22 protein-coding genes are annotated in these 21066 nt (G+C 63.2%); 13 read left to right on the top strand and 9 right to left on the bottom strand.

Annotated elements, in window-relative coordinates; all coding sequences use genetic code 11:
• The first annotated feature begins 223 nt into the window (after positions 1-223).
• Entirely contained in the window at positions 224-1111 is an 888-nt protein-coding gene (gene htpX, locus ACSSU5_RS17675) for a protease HtpX (protein WP_003259721.1), read from the top strand.
• Positions 1112-1172: 61 nt separating this feature from the next.
• Here htpX and ACSSU5_RS17670 read toward each other — a convergent pair whose 3' ends face one another.
• A complete protein-coding gene (locus ACSSU5_RS17670) occupies positions 1173-1823 on the bottom strand; it encodes a thiopurine S-methyltransferase (RefSeq protein ID WP_492559397.1) in 651 nt (216 codons plus the stop codon).
• Positions 1824-1934: 111 nt separating this feature from the next.
• Between ACSSU5_RS17670 and ACSSU5_RS17665 the strand changes: the two genes are divergently transcribed.
• The gene (locus tag ACSSU5_RS17665) at positions 1935-2702 is read left to right on the top strand and encodes a DODA-type extradiol aromatic ring-opening family dioxygenase (RefSeq protein ID WP_492559396.1); all 768 of its coding nucleotides are present in this window, start codon (positions 1935-1937) and stop codon (positions 2700-2702) included.
• Between the two features lie 95 nt (positions 2703-2797).
• Here the strand turns inward: ACSSU5_RS17665 and ACSSU5_RS17660 are convergent, their stop codons facing one another.
• Together ACSSU5_RS17660 and ACSSU5_RS17655 are read right to left on the bottom strand one after the other, a co-directional pair.
• The gene (locus tag ACSSU5_RS17660; RefSeq protein WP_264309761.1) at positions 2798-4489 is read right to left on the bottom strand and encodes a DEAD/DEAH box helicase; all 1692 of its coding nucleotides are present in this window, start codon (positions 4487-4489) and stop codon (positions 2798-2800) included.
• 418 nt (positions 4490-4907) lie between these two features.
• On the bottom strand, positions 4908-5663 hold the full coding sequence (locus ACSSU5_RS17655; RefSeq protein ID WP_264309762.1) for a spermidine synthase: 756 nt from the start codon (positions 5661-5663) through the stop codon (positions 4908-4910).
• Between the two features lie 116 nt (positions 5664-5779).
• Between ACSSU5_RS17655 and ACSSU5_RS17650 the strand changes: the two genes are divergently transcribed.
• On the top strand, positions 5780-7126 hold the full coding sequence (locus ACSSU5_RS17650) for a class II 3-deoxy-7-phosphoheptulonate synthase (protein WP_264309763.1): 1347 nt from the start codon (positions 5780-5782) through the stop codon (positions 7124-7126).
• An 18-nt stretch (positions 7127-7144) separates the two neighbouring features.
• Here ACSSU5_RS17650 and ACSSU5_RS17645 read toward each other — a convergent pair whose 3' ends face one another.
• Positions 7145-7363 (bottom strand): DUF1127 domain-containing protein, encoded by a 219-nt coding sequence (locus tag ACSSU5_RS17645; protein WP_264309764.1) that lies wholly within the window; start codon positions 7361-7363, stop codon positions 7145-7147.
• A 96-nt stretch (positions 7364-7459) separates the two neighbouring features.
• Between ACSSU5_RS17645 and ACSSU5_RS17640 the strand changes: the two genes are divergently transcribed.
• Positions 7460-8311: a LysR substrate-binding domain-containing protein gene (locus ACSSU5_RS17640; protein WP_492559395.1), complete on the top strand. Its 852-nt coding sequence runs from the start codon at positions 7460-7462 to the stop codon at positions 8309-8311.
• A gap of 28 nt (positions 8312-8339) precedes the next feature.
• On the opposite strand, the gene ACSSU5_RS17635 is transcribed toward ACSSU5_RS17640, so the two are convergent.
• Positions 8340-9089, bottom strand: coding sequence for a sulfite exporter TauE/SafE family protein (locus ACSSU5_RS17635; RefSeq protein ID WP_492559394.1), 750 nt, complete (start codon positions 9087-9089; stop codon positions 8340-8342).
• A gap of 113 nt (positions 9090-9202) precedes the next feature.
• On the opposite strand from ACSSU5_RS17635, the gene ACSSU5_RS17630 reads away from it, so the two are divergent.
• The 3 genes from ACSSU5_RS17630 (at position 9203) to ACSSU5_RS17620 (ending at position 11238) form a co-directional block, all read left to right on the top strand.
• Positions 9203-10159: a LysR family transcriptional regulator gene (locus tag ACSSU5_RS17630; protein WP_492559393.1), complete on the top strand. Its 957-nt coding sequence runs from the start codon at positions 9203-9205 to the stop codon at positions 10157-10159.
• A 54-nt stretch (positions 10160-10213) separates the two neighbouring features.
• Entirely contained in the window at positions 10214-10669 is a 456-nt protein-coding gene (locus ACSSU5_RS17625; protein ID WP_264309768.1) for a MarR family winged helix-turn-helix transcriptional regulator, read from the top strand.
• A 140-nt stretch (positions 10670-10809) separates the two neighbouring features.
• Positions 10810-11238 (top strand): organic hydroperoxide resistance protein, encoded by a 429-nt coding sequence (locus ACSSU5_RS17620; RefSeq protein ID WP_492559392.1) that lies wholly within the window; start codon positions 10810-10812, stop codon positions 11236-11238.
• 58 nt (positions 11239-11296) lie between these two features.
• Here the strand turns inward: ACSSU5_RS17620 and efp are convergent, their stop codons facing one another.
• Entirely contained in the window at positions 11297-11866 is a 570-nt protein-coding gene (gene efp, locus ACSSU5_RS17615) for an elongation factor P (RefSeq protein WP_264309770.1), read from the bottom strand.
• Positions 11867-11914: 48 nt separating this feature from the next.
• Entirely contained in the window at positions 11915-13048 is a 1134-nt protein-coding gene (gene earP / locus ACSSU5_RS17610) for an elongation factor P maturation arginine rhamnosyltransferase EarP (protein ID WP_492559391.1), read from the bottom strand.
• Between the two features lie 131 nt (positions 13049-13179).
• On the opposite strand from earP, the gene ACSSU5_RS17605 reads away from it, so the two are divergent.
• Together ACSSU5_RS17605 and ACSSU5_RS17600 are read left to right on the top strand one after the other, a co-directional pair.
• Entirely contained in the window at positions 13180-13563 is a 384-nt protein-coding gene (locus tag ACSSU5_RS17605) for a hypothetical protein (protein ID WP_492559390.1), read from the top strand.
• A gap of 2 nt (positions 13564-13565) precedes the next feature.
• Positions 13566-14036: a GreA/GreB family elongation factor gene (locus tag ACSSU5_RS17600; RefSeq protein WP_492559389.1), complete on the top strand. Its 471-nt coding sequence runs from the start codon at positions 13566-13568 to the stop codon at positions 14034-14036.
• 101 nt (positions 14037-14137) lie between these two features.
• Here ACSSU5_RS17600 and ACSSU5_RS17595 read toward each other — a convergent pair whose 3' ends face one another.
• Positions 14138-15091, bottom strand: a complete 954-nt coding sequence (locus tag ACSSU5_RS17595; RefSeq protein ID WP_492559388.1) for a LysR family transcriptional regulator — start codon at positions 15089-15091, stop codon at positions 14138-14140.
• Positions 15092-15209: 118 nt separating this feature from the next.
• On the opposite strand from ACSSU5_RS17595, the gene ACSSU5_RS17590 reads away from it, so the two are divergent.
• Positions 15210-15959 carry a 3-oxoacyl-ACP reductase family protein gene (locus ACSSU5_RS17590; protein WP_264309775.1) on the top strand — a complete coding sequence of 250 codons (750 nt, stop codon included), beginning with the start codon at positions 15210-15212 and terminating at the stop codon, positions 15957-15959.
• 49 nt (positions 15960-16008) lie between these two features.
• Here ACSSU5_RS17590 and ACSSU5_RS17585 read toward each other — a convergent pair whose 3' ends face one another.
• Complete coding sequence (locus tag ACSSU5_RS17585; RefSeq protein WP_492559387.1) at positions 16009-16893, bottom strand: LysR family transcriptional regulator; 885 nt, start codon at positions 16891-16893, stop codon at positions 16009-16011.
• A gap of 107 nt (positions 16894-17000) precedes the next feature.
• On the opposite strand from ACSSU5_RS17585, the gene ACSSU5_RS17580 reads away from it, so the two are divergent.
• From ACSSU5_RS17580 to ACSSU5_RS17570, 3 genes are all read left to right on the top strand, one after another.
• Positions 17001-18212, top strand: a complete 1212-nt coding sequence (locus ACSSU5_RS17580; protein ID WP_264309777.1) for an MFS transporter — start codon at positions 17001-17003, stop codon at positions 18210-18212.
• 64 nt (positions 18213-18276) lie between these two features.
• Positions 18277-18657, top strand: coding sequence for a hypothetical protein (locus tag ACSSU5_RS17575; RefSeq protein WP_264309778.1), 381 nt, complete (start codon positions 18277-18279; stop codon positions 18655-18657).
• Positions 18658-18874: 217 nt separating this feature from the next.
• Positions 18875-20995 carry a TonB-dependent siderophore receptor gene (locus ACSSU5_RS17570; RefSeq protein WP_492561332.1) on the top strand — a complete coding sequence of 707 codons (2121 nt, stop codon included), beginning with the start codon at positions 18875-18877 and terminating at the stop codon, positions 20993-20995.
• The last annotated feature ends 71 nt before the right edge of the window (positions 20996-21066 follow it).

Below are 21066 nucleotides of genomic sequence, written 5' to 3'. Positions count from 1 at the left end.
TGGGAGCGGGCTTGCCCCGCGATTGGGCTGCGAAGCAGCCCCGCACAATCCCACACAATGTTTCTTACATCCTGCAACGCTCTACCTCACAGCCCCCGCCCTTTCCTCTGCCATACTCCGCCGTACACAGTTTGAAATAGTCGCCCGATTGAATCGGCACGGCTTGCCCCTTATATACCCCGCAGTAAGCAACACTCTCATCCGTCAGGAGAACGTAACAACCATGATGCGCATTCTGTTGTTTGTAGCCACCAACCTCGCGGTGGTGCTGGTTGCAAGCATTACCCTGAGCCTGTTCGGTTTCAACGGGTTCATGGCCGCCAACGGGGTCGACCTCAACCTCAGCAGCCTGCTGGTGTTCTGCGCCGTGTTCGGTTTTGCCGGCTCCCTCGTCTCGCTGTTCATCTCCAAGTGGATGGCGAAGATGACCACCGGCACCCAGATCATCTCCCAGCCGCGCACCCGCCACGAGCAGTGGCTGTTGCAAACGGTCGAAGAGCTGTCGCGCGAGGCCGGTATCAAGATGCCCGAAGTGGGTATCTTCCCGGCGTACGAGGCCAACGCCTTCGCCACCGGCTGGAACCGCAACGACGCCCTGGTAGCTGTCTCCCAAGGCTTGCTGGAGCGATTCTCGCCCGATGAAGTGCGTGCGGTGCTGGCCCACGAGATCGGCCACGTGGCCAACGGTGACATGGTCACCCTGGCACTGGTGCAGGGCGTGGTGAACACCTTCGTGATGTTCTTCGCCCGCATCATCGGCAACTTCGTCGACAAGGTCATCTTCAAGAATGAAGAAGGCCAGGGCATCGCCTACTACGTGGCGACTATCGTTGCCGAGCTGATCCTGGGCATCCTGGCCAGCATGATCGTCATGTGGTTCTCGCGCCGCCGCGAATACCGCGCCGACGAAGCCGGTGCGCAATTGGCCGGCACCGCTGCAATGATCGGCGCCCTGCAGCGCCTGCGCGTGGAACAAGGCTTGCCGGTGCACATGCCGGACACCATGAAGGCCTTCGGTATCAATGGCGGCCTCAAGCACGGCCTGGCCGGGCTGCTGATGAGCCACCCGCCGCTGGAAGACCGTATCGAAGCGCTGCGTCGCCGCGGTTGATCCACCCGGTAAAAACAAAAAAGGGCGACTTCGGTCGCCCTTTTTTGTGCCTGCCTGCCGATCAGCGACTGATGCGATACACCCGCTCCAACAGGCTGGCAGCACCGGCCTGGGCAAACTTGGGGCTCTCCTGAATGATCTCTAGCACCTCCAACACCTCCACCCGCCACGCCGCAAACCCCTGCCGCACCTCATCATCGGCCACCGAAAATGGCGGCCCGGCCAACAGCGCCTGGTCATAATCCAGCGTCACCAACAGCCCTTGGCAACCCGTCGGCAACAATTCAGCCAGCAGCCGCATGTACCGCAGGCGCATCTCGGGCGGCAATGCAATCAACGCGGCGCGGTCATAGACCCCCGCACAATCAGCCAGATCCTGCGCCTGCAAGGCAAAGAAATCCCCGCACCACACTTCCACTTCAGCACATCGCCAAACCTCGAAGCCGCCCCTTTGCGACACTTCGGGCTCAAGCCCGTGCTCGCGGAAAAACCCCTCCACTGCCCGGCGCGACAGCTCCACCCCCAGCACGCGATAGCCCTGCCCTGCCAACCAGGCCAAGTCCAGGCTCTTGCCGCACAACGGCACCAGCACCCGGCTACCAGGCGCCAACGCCAGCGCGGGCCAGTGCGCCTGCAAGTAAGGGTTGACCTGCATTTGATGGAAGCCGATCTGGTTATCGGCCCATCGCTTGTGCCAGAACGCTGGCTCCATAACTGCTCCTATACTCATCAAGCGCTTCGATAGATAGCGCAGAAAACTTGGTTTGGATTTCGATCGGTAACTGATCGAAGATGACAGCATCTTAACCCTCAGGACCCCACCATGCTGCCCAGCCTGTTCATTTCCCATGGATCACCCATGCTTGCCCTACACCCAGGCGCTAGCGGGCCGGCCCTCGCCGGGCTGGCCAACGCCCTGCCGCAGCCCAAGGCAATCGTGGTGGTGTCGGCGCACTGGGAAAGCCGTGAGCTGCTGGTGACCGGCAGCCAGCAACCCGAGACCTGGCATGACTTCCACGGCTTCCCTCCGGCGCTATATGCCGTGCAGTACCCGGCGCCGGGTGAGCCTGCGCTGGCCGAAGAGGTGTGTGCATTGCTGGGCGCTGCCGGCCTGCCCGCACGTACCGATGCGCACCGCCCGTTCGATCATGGCGCCTGGGTACCGCTGAGCCTGATGTACCCGAGCGCCAACATCCCGGTGATACAGGTCTCGCTGCCCAGCCAGAGGGGGCCTGCCTTGCAACTCAAGGTCGGCCAGGCGCTGGCAGGGTTGCGCGCGCAGGGGGTACTGCTGGTGGGCTCGGGGAGCATTACCCATAACCTGGGGGAGCTGAACTGGCACGCCGGGCCGGACGTGATAGAACCTTGGGCACTGGCGTTTCGGGATTGGGTGGTGGCGCGGCTGCAGGACGATGACCGGGATGCGCTGGTGGATTACCGGCAGCAGGCACCGTTTGCGGTGCGTAACCATCCCAGCGATGAGCATTTGCTGCCGCTGTACTTTGCCTTGGGGGCTGGAAGCAAGTTCGGGGTGGTGCACCAGGGGTTCACCCTGGGGGCACTGGGGATGGACATTTACAGGTTCGACTGAAGGGCCTTTTCGCGGTCCGACTTGCCCCGCGAAGAGGCCGGCACGGGCAAAAAAAATCCCCAGCACAGGCCGGGGATTTTTTTATTACGCCAGGATCAATCTTCGCGGTAGCGACGCAGCTTCAGCTGCTTGCCAGCCACGCGGGTGTCCTTGAGCTTGGACAGCAGCTTCTCCAGGCCATCTTCCGGCAGCTCGACCAGGCTGAAGCTGTCGCGTACCTGAATACGGCCGATAGCGTCACGGGCCAGGCCGCCTTCGTTGAGGATCGCACCCAACAGGTTCTTGGCAGCGATACCGTCACGGGCACCCAGGGCAGTACGGCAACGCACGCGGCCTTCAGCCAGCGGCATCGGCGCACGACGCTCACGGTCACCGCGATCGCCACGGTCACTGCGCTCGCCACGCTCGGTGCGCTCACCGCTACGCTCACGCGGGGCACCCACGCCCGGCACCAGCGGCTGTTCGCGCTCTACCGCAGCCAGGTCCAGCGCCTGACCATTGGTTGCTTTGCGCAGCAAGGCCGAAGCCAGGGCACGCGGGCTGCAACCCAGGTCAGCGGTCAGACGGTCGAGCAGCTCGCCATGGCTGGCTTCCGATTCGGCTACCAGCGGCGCCAGGCTCGAGGTCAGCTTCTTGATGCGAGCATCGAGAACGGCCTGAGCATTCGGCAGACGTGCTTCGGCAACCTTCTGCCCGGTCACACGCTCGATCACCTGCAGCATGCGGCGCTCACGCGGGGTGACCAGCAGCAGTGCACGGCCTTCGCGACCGGCACGCCCAGTACGGCCGATACGGTGAACGTAGGACTCTGGGTCGTACGGCATGTCAACGTTGAACACGTGAGTGATGCGCGGTACGTCCAGACCACGGGCAGCGACGTCGGTGGCGACGACGATGTCCAGGCGGCCATCCTTGAGCGAGTCGATAACGCGCTCACGCTGGTTCTGGGCAATGTCACCGTTCAGTGCGGCAGCCTTGTAGCCTTTGGCTTCCAGCGCGGCGGCCAGGTCCAGGGTGGCTTGCTTGGTACGCACGAAGGCGATCAGCGCGTCGAACTCTTCGACTTCCAGCAGACGCAGAACAGCCGGGATCTTCTGGTCGGCATGGACCATCAGGTGGGCCTGGTCGATCGCGGTAACGGTCTGGGTCTTGCTCTGGATCTTGACGTGCTTGGGTTCACGCAGGTGACGCTCGGCGATCGAACGGATCGACGACGGCAGGGTTGCGGAGAACAGTACGGTCTGACGGCTAGCCGGGATTGCGTCGAAGATCACTTCGAGGTCATCCATGAAGCCCAGCTTGAGCATCTCGTCGGCTTCGTCCAGTACCAGGTACTGCACAGTCGACAGGACTTTTTCGTCACGACGCAGGTGGTCGCACAGACGGCCTGGGGTAGCGACGACGATTTGTGCGCCGTTACGGATGGCGCGCAGCTGTGGGCCCATCGGGGCACCACCGTAAACAGCGACCACGTTAACGCCCGGCATCTGCTTGGCGTAGGTTTCGAAAGCGGTAGCAACTTGCAGCGCCAACTCACGGGTTGGCGCCAGGATCAGGGCTTGCGGTTCGCGCTTGCTCACGTCGATCTTGTTGAGGATCGGCAGGGCGAAGGCAGCGGTCTTGCCGGTGCCAGTCTGCGCCTGGCCGATCATGTCGTGACCGGCGAGGATGATCGGGATCGACTGATGCTGAATGGCGGACGGCTCTTCGTAGCCGGTAGCCAGCACAGCAGCAACAATATTCGGATTGAGATCGAGAGCGGCGAATCCGCCGGTTTCCTGGGTCATGGGTCTGCCTCTAGGTGCATCCGCAAAGACCCATGCTCCAAAGCTGCACATGCCTTGAAAGACCAAAAGGTCACCCAGGCAGCTTTGGCGGCGGGGATTTGCGAAAACGATTGAAAAATAAAAACTTGGGAAGGTCCGCCTAGCGGACGTGCAGCCGAAGCTGGACTCGGAGGATTTGCACCACCTGATTTTGAGGTCCGCTAAAAGACCGGCGCGTACTATACCCGAATTAACGGGTTACGTGAGGAAAATTTTCGCAGGTCAGGGCCAGTACCGGGCCATCAGTGGATGGCTGGCTGAATCGATTCCTGTCTGCATTACCGCGTCGCCCTTTTCGCGGGCAAGCCCGCTCCCACAGCTACGGCGCAGCATTGGGGCTAGCGGTGCTCCTGTGGGCTGCGAAGAGGCCAACAGGCCTTCAGGTAGCAGGCCGTATTTCCTTGATCAGGCCGTCAAGGCTATACCCCAATTGCGGCGCCAGCGCCTCGGCCCGCGCCCGCAGCCCTACCATGTCCAGCGTCTGCTCCAGGTCTGCCGGCACCAGCAGGATCACATTGCCCTCCTTCACCGGCAGCTCCCAGTAATGCCGATGGTACAAGCCGCGCAACAGCGCCGCGCCCAGCGGCCTGCCATCGTCGGTGGCCCACTGGTTGATCACCAGCCAGCCGCCTGGGTTGAGCTGCTTCTGGCAGTTATCCAGGAATGTCCAGGCCAAGTGCCCGACACCCGGCCCGTGGTCGGTGTACAGGTCAACGAACAGCAGGTCGGTTTTCTCCGCCGTGGTCAGCAGCTCCAAGGCATCGCCTACGCGCACATAAAGGCGCGGGTCGTCGTCCAGCCCCAGGTACTGCATGGCCAGGCGCGGCACATCTGGGCGCAGCTCGATGGCCTCGATGTCTTCCAGCGGCAGGAACCTCATGCAGGCCTGGGTCAAGGTACCCGCCCCAAGCCCCAGAAACAGCGCGCTCTCGGGTTGCTCGTGGCACAGCGCACCGACCAGCATGGCGCGTGTGTAGTCATATTCCAGCCAGCTGGGGTCTGCCGTGAAAACGCAGCTCTGCTCGATCGCATCACCGAATTCGAGAAAACGGTAGTCGTCCACCTCGTACACGCTGATGACGCCAAAGGCATCTTCGACCCGTGCCAGTAGCCGCTCTTCCCGTTCCGCCGTCATGTTCGCCACTCGCCCGTGCAAAAACGCGCATTGTCCGCCAACACCCCCGATGCAACAAGCAGGGCAGCAACTGTTACCATGGCCCAAAGCCTACAACCGACAAGATCGAGCCCGAAATGAACGCACCGTGGAGCCCTGACAGCTGGCGCGCCCTGCCTATCCAGCAGCAACCGACCTACCCCGACGCTGCGCACTTGCTCAAGGTCGAGCAGACCCTGGCCAGCTACCCGCCGCTGGTGTTCGCTGGCGAGGCGCGTGAGCTGCGCCGGCAGTTCGCCGAGGTCACCGAAGGCCGCGCCTTCCTGCTGCAGGGCGGCGACTGCGCCGAGAGTTTTGCCGAGTTCTCGGCGGCGAAAATCCGCGACACCTTCAAGGTGCTGCTGCAAATGGCCATCGTCATGACCTTCGCTGCCGGCTGCCCGGTGGTCAAGGTCGGGCGCATGGCCGGGCAATTTGCCAAGCCGCGCTCCTCGGGCGACGAGACCATTGGCAACGTTACCCTGCCCGCCTACCGTGGCGACATCGTCAATGGCATTGGCTTTGACGAAAAAAGCCGCATCCCCGACCCGGATCGCCTGCTGCAGGCCTACCACCAGGCCACCGCCAGCCTCAACCTGCTGCGCGCCTTTGCCCAGGGCGGCTTTGCCGACCTGCACCAGGTGCACAAATGGAACCTGGACTTCATCGCCAACTCGGCGCTGGCCGACAAGTACCATCAACTGGCCAACCGCATCGACGAAACCCTGGCCTTCATGCGCGCCTGCGGGTTGGACAGCGCACCGCAACTGCGCGAGACCAGCTTCTTCACCGCCCACGAAGCCTTGCTGCTCAACTATGAAGAAGCCTTTGTGCGCCAGGACAGCCTGACCGGCGACTACTACGACTGTTCGGCGCACATGCTGTGGATCGGTGACCGCACACGCCAGCTCGACGGCGCCCATGTGGAGTTCCTGCGTGGGGTGCACAACCCGATCGGGGTCAAGGTCGGCCCGAGCATGAACCCCGAGGAGCTGATCCGCCTGATCGACACCCTCAACCCGAGCAACGACCCAGGCCGCCTGAACCTGATCGTGCGCATGGGCGCCAACAAGGTTGGCGAGCATCTGCCAGGGCTGATCCGCACCGTCGAGCGCGAGGGGCGCAAGGTGCTGTGGAGCTCCGACCCGATGCACGGCAACACCATCAAGGCCAGCAGCGGCTACAAGACCCGCGACTTCGCGCAGATCCTCGATGAGGTCAAGCAGTTCTTCCAGGTGCACCAGGCCGAAGGCAGCCACGCTGGCGGCATCCACATCGAAATGACCGGGCAGAACGTCACCGAGTGCATCGGCGGCGCCCGCCCGATTACCGAAGACGGCCTGTCGGACCGCTACCACACCCACTGCGACCCGCGGATGAACGCCGATCAGTCGCTGGAACTGGCGTTTCTGATTGCCGAAACCCTCAAGCAGGTGCGCCGCTAAAGCGCCCGCTAGAGCGGCCTATTTACGCAGCGGATCATCCCAAAAAGGCCGCTCGGCCTCTTGCTGGATATCCGCCCGGCTCAAGCCCAGGTCATGCAATGTCGCATCGCTAAGGCTGGCCAGTTCCCGCCGCTGACGGTGCAGCTCCCACCAACGCACCGGGCGTTCCAGGGCTGCATGCCACAGGTGGTTCAGGGAGAAGGCAGGTTGCTGAATGCTGCTGACTTGACCTTTCATCGTGAAGCCCTCCGTGTTGATGGCTCCAGTCTCACGCCGGGCTTAAGATCAATCCAACGAATGTTTCTGATGCCATGCATCTCGGAGATTGATGCAATGTCCCAGTATCAAAGCCTCGATGCCGATGTACTGCGCACCTTCGTCGCCATTGCCGAACAAGGCGGCTTTACCCGCGCCGGCGAGGTGGTCAACCGCACCCAGTCGGCGGTGAGCATGCAGATGAAACGGCTGGAGGAAGACATCCTGCAGCGCCAACTGTTCGAGCGCGACGGCCGCCAGGTACGCCTTACTGCCGAAGGGCAGGTGCTGCTCGGCTATGCCAGGCGCATCCTCAAACTGCATGGGGAAGTGTTTAATACCTTGCGCATGCCGCACATGGTCGGGGTGGTCCGCATCGGCACACCGGACGACTATGCCATGCGCTTTCTGCCGACCATTCTGTCGAGTTTCGCCCAGGCTTATCCGCTGGTGCAGGTGGAGGTGCATTGCGACTCGTCGAAGCAGTTGATGCTGCGCCAGGACCTGGACCTGACCATCGTTACCCGCGAACCTGGCAACGAGATCGGCCAGTTGCTGCGCCAGGAACGCCTGGTGTGGGCCGCAGCCGAAGGGTTCTGCCCGCAGGAGCAACGGCCCATTCCGGTGGCGCTGTTCAATACCGACTGCTTCTGCCGCGCCTGGACCTGCAATGCGCTGGAGGCACAGGGCATCGATTACCGCATTGCCTATACCAGCCCAAGCCTGGCGGCGATCTTTGCCATCGTCACTGCCGGGTTGGCGGTGACGGCGCAGTTGCAGAGCCTGATCGGCGGCAACATACGGATTTTGGGCGAGAGCGACGGGCTGCCGCAGTTGCCGGTGGCCAATGTGATGCTGGTGCGCAGTACGCAGAATCCGTCACCGATCACCGATTGCATGGCCGATTACATCGTCGAAGGGTTCAAGTGAGCCGGGGCTGCGGAGCGGCCCCAAAATCTCAAAGTTCAAACCCCAACATCACCGCACACACCACCAGAAACGCACAAAACATCGCCCGCAACACTTTCTCTGGCAAGGCATGGGCCAACCTCACCCCCCAACTGATGCTAAGCAGCCCACCCACCGCCAAGGGGATCCCTACCCCCCAGTCGACACTCTGATGCACGCCATACGTCAGCAGCGTCACCGTGGTACTGGGTGCCGCCAACGCCAGCGACAACCCTTGCGCCACCACCTGCGTGGTACCAAACACACTGGTCAGGATCGGCGTCGCCACCACTGCACCCCCTACCCCGAACAGCCCGCCCATGGTCCCGGCAAAACTGCCCAGCACGCCCAGCCATGGCCACCCATAGCGCAACTCGGGGCTTGGCGGCGCCACCTTGAGAAACATCCGCGCCACGTTCCAGATCGCCAGCGCCACCAGAAAACCGACAAAGCCCAGGCGCATGGACTGGGCATCGATGCCCACCGCCCAGATCGAACCCAGCCAGGCGAACAGGAAACTGCACAGCGCCAACGGCAGTGCATGGCGCAGCTCGATGCGGTTTCGCTGGTGATAGCGCCACAGCGCCAGCAACACATTCGGCACCACCATCACCAGCGCAGTGCCCTGTGCCAGCTGTTGGTCCAGGCCGAACAACACGCCCAGCGCCGGGATTGCAATCAACCCACCGCCAATACCGAACAAACCACCCATGGTGCCCAGGGCTGCGCCCAGCGCGATATACAACAACCACTCGATCATCAGGGCCTCTTGTGCCGGTCTCAAACAATGAAGGCATGCTACCCAGTCGGGGCTGGTGGGGAAACGCACAGCAGCGCACAATGGCTATGCGTTTCATGCAAAGCCGAGCCGCCATGAGCCCTGACATCCTCACCGACCAACTCAGCCTGTTTCTCGATGTACTGGAAACCGGCAGCTTTTCCGCCGCCGCGCGGCGCCACCCGCTGACACCCTCGGCCGTGGCCCGGCGCATCGACAACCTGGAAAGCGCTGTAGGCAGCCGCCTGTTTACCCGCAGCACCCACGCGGTACGCGCCACGCCGGCCGGCAATGCCTTTGCCGAGCGCGCACGGCGCATCATCGAGGAACTGCGCCTGGCGCGCGCCGAGGCCGTCTCGCTAAGCAGCGCCCCGGAGGGTTTGATCCGCATCGACGCCCCCGCCGCATTCGGCCGTCGCCACCTGGCACCGGCCATCGCCGACTTCCTGGTGACCTACCCTGGGCTGGACGTGCAACTGCGCCTGATCGACAGCTTCGTCGACCTGCAGGGCAGCCACCTGGGCGAGGTCGACCTGGTGTTGCGCGCAGGCCCCCTGGCCGATACGCGCCTGGTCGCCACGCCGCTGGCCTACATGGTGCGCATCGCCTGCGCCAGCCCAGCCTACCTGGCCAGCCGCGGTGTACCGGCGTGCCCCAGCGAACTGCCTGAGCACGACGGCCTCGACTGGGACGGCCTGGCGCCGCCTTTTGCCTGGCGCTTCACCGTGGCCGGCCAAGCCCGCCTGTACCGGCCATCGCGCATGCGCATGGCCGCCAACAATGCCGAAACCCTGCTGTTCGGCGCCCTCGCAGGCTTAGGTATCGCCCACCTGCCCACCTGGCTGATCAGCGACTACCTATTGCGCGGCGAACTGGTCCCGTTGTTTTGCGACGGTGGCCTGCCCGCCGCCGAGACCAGTGGTATTTATGCGCTGCGCCTTGCACATGAAACGAACTCTCGCAGCCGTTTGCTGCTCGAATTTCTCAAGAGCCGTTTCAGCCCAATTCCACCCTGGGACCTGGCCTTGCGCAGTGAACTGCGCTGGCAGTGATCGCACTAATGATCAGCGCGCCAGATGTTCCCATTGATTATTCCAAGGACCTGCATGAACGCCGACACCCAAGCCTCCTGTGACGAGCTGCTGCTGGACAACCAGGTCTGCTTCGCCCTGCATTCGACCTCGTTGCTGATGACCAAGGTCTACAAACCGCTGCTGCAGGCACTGGGCCTGACCTACCCGCAGTACCTGGCCATGCTCGTGCTGTGGCAGCGGGACGGCCTGACCGTGGGTGAGATCAGCCAGCACCTGCTCACCGACCCTGGCTCGCTGACCCCGCTGCTCAAGCGCCTGGAAAGCGAAGGCTTGCTAAAGCGCACCCGCAGCCGCGAGGACGAACGGGTGGTACTGGTGCAGTTGACCGACAAGGGCCGCGACCTGCAACAACAGGCCAAGCAGGTGCCACCGTGCATCCTCAAGGCCAGTGGGCGCAGCCTGGAACGCCTGCAACAGCTGCAAGCCGACCTGCTCGAACTGCGCGACAACCTGCAAAAAAACCTCTGAACGCTATGCTGTGACATGGCCGTTCGGATGAGCGGTGATGATTTATCTTGCGCGCTAACTAATTGCGCGCTAATTTAAATCCCACACCTACCCAGCGCCACCCCAACACGGTCGCGCACAGCACATTAGCGAGGCTCAAGATGCAAAAGGTCACTCCGCTGTACATCGCAGAAGCCACTTCCACGGGCGGACGCGACGGTAAATCCCGCTCCAGCGACGGCAAGCTGGACGTCAAGCTGAGCACCCCCAAGGAACTGGGCGGCGCAGGTGGTGAGGGCACCAACCCTGAACAGATGTTCGCTGCCGGTTACTCGGCCTGCTTCATCGGCGCACTGAAATTTGTCGCCGGGCAAGAGAAAAAAGCCCTGCCGGCAGATTTCTCGATCACCGCAAACGTGGGCATTGGTCAGATCCCGGGTGGTTTCGGCCTGGACATCGACCTGCACATCAAGCTGCCGGGCCTGGCCCAGGCTGAGGCCGAAAGCCTGGTGGAAAAGGCGCACCAAGTCTGCCCTTACTCCAATGCCACCCGCGGCAATGTGGATGTCAGGCTGCATGTGACGGTCTGAGTGCAGGCATAAAAAAACCCGGCCGAGGCCGGGTTTTTTGTGCTCATCGCAAGAAGAATTACTTCTTGGAACGGCCCTTGAAGCTGTTGTCGCGAGTGTCGATGTCGATCCACTCGTCGATCTGGATGAAGTCGGCAACCGAGATCTCGGTACCGTTCGCCAGTTTGGCAGGCTTCATCACTTTGCCGGAGGTGTCACCGCGAGCAGCGTTCTCGGTGTAGGCAACTTTACGGCTGATGGTGGTCGGCAGTTCTACCGATACCAGGCGGTCTTCGAAGAAGACGGCTTCGCAGATGTCTTCCATGCCTTCTTCGATGTACGGCAGAACAGCCTCGATGTCTTCGGCGTTCAGTTCGTACATGGTGTAGTCGGTGGTGTCCATGAAGGTGTACGAGTCACCGCTGATGAACGACAGGGTCGCTTCTTTGCGATCCAGGATCACGTCGTCCAGCTTGTCGTCCGCACCGTATACGGTTTCGGTCTTGTAGCCGGTCAGCAGGTTCTTCAGCTTGGTTTTCATGATCGCGCTGTTACGGCCCGATTTGGTGAACTCAGCTTTTTGAACCAGCCACGGGTCGTTGTCGATCCGCAGTACGGTACCGGGTTTCAGTTCTTTACCAGTTTTCATTACGAAGTATCCGAATCTGGATGGATTTATAAAAATCGAGGCCGCATATCATAGCCAATTTCGGTAAAACTGTACCAGCGTCATGGCAAGGTCCGGCCGAGCGGCCTGCCGCGCCGCCCAATTTCGGGCATGCTGCTGCAGTTCTGGCCAGTGCGGCTGGGCCGCTTGCCACGCCTGGCCGACGTCACGGTCCATGTTCCACGCACGCCACAACGCAACCAGTGCGGCAGCGGCATCGGCTGACAGGCCGTGTCGATAATGCTCAAGGAATGCGTCGAGCTTTTCCCAGTGGGCGTTCTCGTCCTGCACGTAGATGTGCCACAGCATTGGCCGCCCGGCCCATTGCGCACGCACGAACGAGTCTTCGCCGCGCACGGCGTTGAAATCGCAGCTCCACAGCAGCCGATCATAATCGTCTTGACTGACGAACGGCAAAATCTGCACGGTCAGCGCCCCGCGCAGGCGCACATCGCCCACCTCAAGCCCCGCCGCGCCTAGCCATCTGGCAACGTCAGTCAGAATGCGCCCTTGCGGCACCAACAGATGGGTTGGCTGCGTACCTGCCGCCAGGGCATCCAGCCAGTTGCCCAGCTGGGTATTTTCATAAGCAAACAGCGAGATCAGCCGTGCCTGCGGCTCGGGGTACACACCAAGGCGCTGCAAGAATGCCTGTCGGGCCTCGGCAGACTGCTCGAAGGCTTCGCGCCGCGCCAGCAGATTGCCCTCACGCAACAGCCCCCCGGTTTTCTCGGTAAAGCCTGGGAAGAAGAACACCTTGCGCAAGCCATTTGGCTGGGGTGACGGCAAACCATGGCAACCCTCCACCCAGTCCTCGGCGCTCAGGTACTCAAGGTTCAGCCACAACGGCGGCCTAGGCCGGGCGCGCATGGCCTCGACATAGTACACCGGCAGCAGGCAGGCGAAGGCACCGATCACCACATCCGCAGGTTCCACCGGCACCCATTTGGCAGGCCACTGGCGCACATCGACCCCCTGCAGCCATTGTTGCAACGCTGCGGCATCGGCCTCGGGGCACATCGGCACGAAGGCGTTCAGGTCGTCCACCCACAGGCGCACCGCCAGATCGTGCTCGTCCACCAGTTGCCGCGCCAGGCGCCAGGTCACGCCGATGTCGCCATAGTTGTCGACGACGGTGCAAAAGATGTCCCAGGTGGCCTTCATGCGCCCTCCCCCTCATGGTGCCCAAAACCGCGGATTCTGCGGATAAATTGTCGCCGACAAAAGCACCGGCGGGTAAAATTTGCCGGCGGCGTGCGACAATGCACTTCGACCCGCCCTGCCAGGAGGCCGCCATGCCCCGCCACCGTGAACTCAAGATCACCCTCAAGCCGTTGCAGTTGATCCTGTGCGTGGCCTTTGGCCTGTGGCTGGGCGCCGTGGCCATCGCCGTGAGCCTGTGGTTGGCGTTGCAGCTGTGGCCTGAGCAGGTGCAACCGGTTGCCCAGGCTGTGGCCCCTGCCCTCGGCCAGCCCGCCACGCCGCCTGCGGATGCGCAGGGCGAGATGTTCGAGCGCTACAAAGACATCCTGCACCAGCAGCAACTGCAACAAGCCGCCGAGGCTGCCCAAGGCAACCCGCGCAACCTCAACAGCCCCAAGTGCCAGTTCTGGCTCCAACAGAACCGCACCGCGCCCACCGAAAAAAGCCAGGCCAATGTGCTGGAGTTCTGTTACTGAAGATGGACAAGCCCCTGCTCCTCGCGCGCATCGTCGCGGCCCTCGAACATGACATCGACGTACTGAGCCGCGCGGCGCAGACCGCGTACGAAACCGCCACCGCCGAAGAGAACATCGCCGAGAACAAGTATGACACCCTGGGCCTGGAGGCTTCGTACCTGGCCACCGGCCAAGCGCGCCGCACTGCCGAAATTCGCCAGGCGCTGCAGATCTACCAGCAACTGCTGCTGCGTGACTACGACCCGGCGCGTGGCGTGCAGGTGAGCAACCTGGTCACCCTTGAGGACGAGGATGGCCAGCAGCGCCGGCTGTTCCTCGGGCCTGAGGCGGCGGGATTGAAGATTGGCGAAGGGGATGAGCTGGTGACCGTGATTACACCGCGCTCGCCGCTGGGGCAGCAATTGGCTGGCAAGCGGGTGGATGATGAGGTGAGCCTGGGGGCGCAGGTATTCTTCATTGTTGATGTTGCTTGACCCGGCCTCTTCGCGGGGCAAGCCCGCTCCCGCCGGATAATTACTGCTCGTAAGTGCGGCGCAGCCCCTGTGGGAGCGGGCTTGCCCGCGAAGAGGCCGGTTCAGGCACCATCAATCCACAGGCCCTGCAACGCATCGAACTGCCCCGCCAACCCCTGCTGCGCAAACTGCTCCACGACAAAATCGATAAACGCCCGCGTCTTCCCAGGCAACAGCTTGTGCTGGGCGTAATACAAGCTGATATGCCCATCGTCCACATACCAGTCGGGCAACACCCGCCGCAACTGCCCGGCCTGCAAGTAGGGCACCGCAAACGGCAGGCTGACCAGGGCGATCCCCAAGCCTTGCTGCGCCACCGCGCAGGCCGCATCCGAATCGCTCATGGTCATCGCCTGGCGCAGCAACAACGGCTGTTGCTCCTGCCAGCGACTGGTCAGCGGCCAGGAGCGCACCCGGCCAGTCTGCGGTGAGCGAATCAGAATACCGGCATGGCGCTGCAGCGCTTGCGGGTCCTCGATCGGTGGCTGCTGGGCCAGGTAGCCAGGCGCTGCCACCAGCACCCTGTGCGCCGGCGTCAGCTTGCGCGCCACCACACCCGGCGGCAATTCGAACCCCCCACCGATGGCCGCATCGAACCCCTGGCCAATCAGGTCGACCTGGCGATTGTCGAAATGCCAGTCCGGGGTAATGGCAGGGTAGCGGCGCAAGAATTCACCCAACAAGGGCAACACGTACAGCCGCCCGAACACCGTACCCATGCTGACCCGCAGCAACCCGGCCGGCTGGCCTTCGGCACTGGCCAGGTTGGCCACCGCATACTGGATGGTACGGAAACTGTCACTCACCTCGCCCAGAAAACGCTGGCCCGCTTCGGTCAAGGTCAGCTTACGGGTACTACGCTGGAACAGTCGCACACCCAACCGGGCTTCCAACTGGGCCACATGCTTGCCGACGGCGGCAGGCGTCAGTCTCAGGCGGCGAGCGGCCTCGGCGAAGCTGCCGACCTCGGCGCTGCGGATAAAGCATTCGAGGGCGTTAAACGATTCCATGGCCACGATTAACAACCAAAGGTTTACTCTGCTAATAGTGATTGCCATCTTATCAGCAGGCAATTAGCCACCGATACTGCGCCCATCCAAGGCATTCGGCCTTGCTTTCCAGCAGGAGATCAGTATGTCCAAGCCACTTCCACTCGAAGGTAAAGTAGCCCTGGTACAAGGGGGCTCCCGCGGCATTGGCGCGGCCATCGTCCGCCGCCTGGCCCGCGACGGCGCACGGGTTGCCTTTACCTACGTAAGCTCCGCCGGCCCGGCAGAACAGCTGGCACAGGAAATCATCGGCAACGGCGGCCAGGCCCTCGCCCTGCGCGCCGACAGTGCCGACGCCTCGGCCGTGCAACTGGCGGTGGATGACACCGCCAAGGCCTTCGGGGGGCTCGACATCCTGGTCAACAACGCCGGCGTACTCGCTGTGGCCCCCATCGCCGAGTTCGACCTGGCGGACTTCGACCGCATCCTGGCGGTGAACGTGCGCAGTGTGTTCGTCGCCAGCCAAGCGGCAGTGCGCTACATGGGCCAGGGCGGGCGCATCATCAACATTGGCAGCACCAACGCCGAGCGCATGCCGTTCGCCGGGGGCGCACCCTATGCCATGAGCAAGTCGGCACTGGTTGGCCTGACACGCGGCATGGCACGCGACCTTGGCCCACAAGGCATCACCGTCAACAACGTGCAGCCCGGCCCGGTGGACACCGACATGAACCCGGCCAGCGGTGAATTTGCCGAGAGCCTGATACCGCTGATGGCGATCGGGCGCTATGGCCAGGTGGACGAAATTGCCAGTTTCGTGGCTTACCTGGCGGGACCTGAGGCGGGGTACATCACGGGCGCCAGTTTGACGGCCGATGGTGGCTTTGCGGCCTGACACGCGGTAGCAACCCCGTTGCTGGCTTGCTGGCAATGGGGCCGGCGTATCAGCCCTCACCCACCTTCAGGACCTGCTCCATGACCTCCAGAAACGCCCTGGCCGCAGGCGTCGGGCTTGGCGACCAAACGGCATACAGATGCCGTACCGGCGCATCGACCAAGCGCGCCACCGCCACCCCCTCGACCCCCTGGGCAACCCGCTCCGGCACCAGGCCGACCGCCATGCCGCGCCGAACGAATTTCTCTACCAGACGAATATGCCCGATCTCGAACTGCACCCGACGCTGCAAGCCCGCCGCCTGAAACGCCTCGTCAGTCTGCCGCCGCGCGCCAGTCCCCTCGGGGAAGTCGACCAACACCTCACCCGCCAGATCCGCCAGCGCCAGCTGCGCCCTGCCCGCCAGCCGATGGGTGGCCGGCAGCAACGCCACCAGCGCTTCTTTGGCCAACAGCCGGTGCTGCACGCCCTGCACGTGCTCGCCCTGCCACAGCCCGATGAAGCCCACATCCAGGCGCCGCTCGCAGACATCGGCGATCAACAGCTCGCTCTTGGCCGTCAGCCAGCGCACGTCCACATCCGGGTAGCGATCGTGGAACACCGCCAGCAGGTCAACCAGATCCAGCGCAGTCAGCGAACTGATTTCACCAATCGACAGCCGCCCGCGCACCTGGCCGCAGGCGGCGGCCACATCGTCGGCAATACGCCGGGCTGCCTCCACCGCCGGCCGGGCACTGAGCACGAACGCCTCGCCTGCGGGGGTCAGCCGTACCCGCCGCGACGTGCGCTCGAACAAGCTGACACCCAGCTGCGCCTCCAGCCGTGCCACCTGATGGCTGAGCGCCGACTGCACGACGTGGCAGCGCTCGGCGGCACGGGTGAAACTGCCGGTGTCGGCCACGGCCAAGGCATATTCCAGTTGCTTGAGGTTCATCGATTGATCTGTTTTCAAGATGGATTAGCTGAAAACTATACATTGGTGTCATGCCTGACACTTCTCGATAATCACCACCACTTACCACTGCCCGCCCCGAGATCCCCATGAACGCCCCGACCCTCAGTCGCGCCCTGATCCTGCTGATGGCAACCGCCACCGGCCTGGCCGTGGCCAGCAACTACTACGCCCAACCCTTGCTGCACAGCATCGCCCAGCAATTCGGCCTAAGCACGGCCAGCGCCGGCAGCATCGTCATCGCCGCCCAGCTCAGCTATGGCGCCGGCCTGCTGCTGCTGGCGCCGCTGGGTGATCTGTTCGAACAGCGCCGCCTGATCACCGTAATGACCGTCATTGCCACCCTCGGCCTGGTCATCAGCGCCTGCGCACCGAGCCTGCCATGGTTGCTCCTCGGCACCGCGCTGACTGGCCTGTTCTCGGTAGTGGCGCAAATCCTGGTGCCAATGGCCGCGAGCTTGAGCGAGCCGCATCAGCGCGGGCGCGCAGTTGGCACGCTGATGAGCGGTTTACTGCTGGGCATTCTGCTGGCGCGTACGGCGGCCGGTTTCATGGCTGAACTGGGTGGCTGGCGCAGCATCTACGTGCTGGCGGCGGTGCTGATGGCCATCACCGCCCTGGCCCTGTACCGCAGCCTGCCGCAGCACCACAGCCATGCCGGGCTGAAGTACCCGGCGCTGATCGGCTCGGTGTTCCGCCTGTTCATCGAGGAGCCGGTGCTGCGCCTGCGCTCGTTGCTCGGCCTGCTGGCGTTCAGCCTGTTCGCGCTGTTCTGGACGCCACTGGCCTTCCTGCTGGCTCAAGGCCCCTACCACTACTCGGATGCGGTGATCGGCCTGTTCGGCCTGGCGGGCGCGGCGGGGGCATTGTCGGCCAACTGGGCCGGGCGCCTGGCCGACCGTGGCAAGGGCTCGCTGGGCACCACGGTCGGGCTGGTGGTACTGCTGCTGTCGTGGGTGCCGCTGGGCTTTGCCGAATACTCGCTGCTGGCCCTGCTGCTGGGGGTGCTGATGCTCGACCTGGCCGTGCAACTGGTGCATGTCAGCAACCAGAATGCGGTGATCGCGCTGCGACCCGAGGCACGCACGCGGCTCAATGCCGGCTACATCACCTGCTACTTCATCGGCGGTGCGCTGGGGTCGCTGCTGGGCACGCAATTGTTCCAGCGCCAGGGCTGGATGGGCATCGTGGTGGCCGGGCTGGTGATCGGTACGTTGGCGCTGCTGGCCTGGGCACTGGCCGAGCGCAAGCGCGTGGGCCGCGACACTGCAACGCACTACCCTCCGTCGCTTGGCCGTTGACTTGCCAGACCGGGCAGCGCTCAGTAGACGCTGGACAATGCCCTATCCCTGACAGGACGACTTTATGACAAGACTCACGGTGCAATCCGGCGATTTCTTGCAAGGTGAAGGCGAGTATCGCAACGGATCGCTCACACTCAAGACCCCGCGCAGCCCCTCGCCTGGCGAGCGGATCTCACTCACACGCATCAGCGACCTCAGGCTGGCGAGCCTTGAGTCCAGCCGCAGCCTGGGCACTGCCCTTGGCTGGGGCGTGGCCGGCGCTCTGGTGGCCGGGCCGGTGGGGTTGCTGGCCGGGCTCTGGCTGGGTGGCAAGGAGGAAGAAGCCACCTTCCTTGCCACCTTCAAGGACGGGCGCAAGCTGTTGGCCGTCACCGATGGCAAAACCTGGTCGAAGATCGACGACAGTTGGCGCCAGCATAAGCGCCCGGCCAGCAACGATTGAATATCGCGCGGGCCTGATCGTTTTATGTTGAAGGCGGCTGTTAAGATGCCGCCTTTTTCATGGCCTGTGCGGGCCTCTTCGCGGGGCAAGCCCGCTCCCACAGAGATTGCAGCTCGCCTGAAGTTGGCGCAAATCTGTGGGAGCGGGCTTGCCCCGCGAAGAGGCCCGCACAGGTGTCGCGTATCCAGGAGCCCCGCATGCCCCCGCTTCGCCCCACCTGCCCCTGAGCTTGCTCAGCCTGGGCCTGGCCCTGCATTGCCCTCACGTTCTTGCCGAAGACAGCGTCGTGCTTGACCCGCTGCAGGTCTCCGACAGCTTCGGCAACGACGGCTATCAGGCACGCGAAGCCTCGGTGGGTGGCTTCCACGCCGCGCCACTGCTCGACACCCCGGCCTCGATCAGCGTGTTCAGCCAACAACTGCTGGAAGACCGCCAAGTACGCAAACTCAGCGAAGTGCTGCAAAGCGACGCCTCAGTGGGCGAAAGCTATGCGCCCATCGGCTATTACGAAAACTTCAACGTGCGCGGCTTCGAGCTGAATGCCGCCAGCAGCTACCGAATCAATGGCCAGACCCTCGTCGGCGAGCAGAACGTGGCGTTGGAAAACAAGCAGCAGGTAGAGTTGCTCAAGGGCTTGTCCGGGCTGCAAAGCGGCGTTTCAGAGCCGGGCGGCCTGATCAACTACGTGACCAAACGCGCCGAAGACGTGCGCAGCGTGACGGTATCGACCAATGAACAAGGCGAGCGCTACCTGGCCACCGACCTGGGCGGCTGGTTCGGCAGCGAGCGGCAGTTCGGCCTGCGCGCCAACCTGGCCCATGAAGACATCCGCAGTTATGTCGACCATGCCGACGGCAAGCGCGACTTCGCCTCGCTGGCCTTCGACTGGCAGGTCAACCCGGATGCCACACTGCAACTGGACGCCGAGTATCAGCACCGCGAACAGCGCTCGGTCCCCGGTTACCAGTTGCTCGGCGGCACCGAGGTGCCCCATGGTATCGACCCGCATGATCGCCTGGCTTACCAGCAGTGGGCAAAGCCTGTGCAGAACGATTCGCTGAACCTCGGCGGGCGTTTCGAGTACCGCTTCAGCGAGGCCTGGACCGGGACGTTGAGTGCGTCACGCAGCAAGGTGGTGATCGACGATTACAGCGCGTTTGCGTGGGGCAGCGAAGAGGGCTGGCAGTCGCATTTCAGCCCGGAGGGTGACTACGACATCTACGACTTCCGCAGCCCCGACGATACGCGTCGCATAGATGAAGCACAGGCCATGCTCAATGGCCGCTTCGACGCCATGGGCGTCAGCCACGAGCTGACGTTGGGCACCAGCGCTCAACGGCGGACCGTCGATCAGCGCAGTTACTACAACGAGTTGCTGGAGCAAGGTGGAAACATCTACAACGGATCGCCAGCTCAACCACCCTCCGACAAGCCGATTGGTTCAAGCGAGCGTCGCCTCGACAGCCGCCAATATGGCCTGCTCATCAGCGATCGCATCACGTTCAACGAACAGTGGCAAACCGTGATTGGCGCTCGCGAGGTACGCCTCGACGAGAAAACATGGAATGAGGACGGTGTGGCCGGGCGCCATACCCAGCAGTATCAGCTGCTTCCTAATGCTGCGCTCATTTACAAACCGCGCCCGGATACCACGCTGTACGCAAGCTACTCGAAAGGGCTTTCGGCAGGGGGTACGGCACCTTGGTTCACCCTTAACCAATCCGAAATCCTTGCCCCAACCTTGTCACGCCAGCTGGAGCTGGGCATCAAGCGCGACTGGCAGGGCATGAGCTTGAGTGCTGCCCTGTTCCAGATCCGCCAGGCGTATCAATACGCACGCCCGGATAGCGAGGGCAGCTCCACCTACGTCCAGCAAGGCCAGCAGAAGAACATCGGCCTGGAGCTGGGTGCCAGTGGCTGGGTGACCTCGAACCTGCAGATCCAGGCCAGCGCCGCCGCCCTTCGCGCGCGGGTAAAAAACAGCGGGACCGATGATTACGAAGGCCATCAGGCAATCAACGTGCCCAACCTGCGTGCGGCCCTGCAGGCCGAATACAACCTGCCAGTGCCAGGCCTGGCGCTGCTGGGCGGCGCGCGCTACAGCGCCAGCAAATATGCCAGCCAGGCGGGCAATGTCGAGGTAGGGGGTTATACCGTGTTCGACGTGGGTAGCCGTTACCGCACGCGCATCGGGGGGTATGACACGGTGCTGCGGTTGACCGTGGATAACGTATTCAACAAGCGTTACTGGCGCGATGTGGGGGATTACCTGGGGGATAACTACCTGTTCCAGGGGGCGCCGCGCACGGCACGTTTGTCGGCGTCCGTGAACTTCTGAGGCCCTGTAGGAGCGGCCTTGCGTCGCGAAAGGGCTGCGTAGCGGCCCCAGGTTTCAGCGCCGCTACCCCT

The sequence above is a fragment of the Pseudomonas sp. E1MeOHC2 genome, assembly GCF_058745025.1.
The sequence above is the reverse complement of the archived record's forward strand: the minus strand, read 5'-3'. Positions and strand labels throughout refer to the sequence as shown.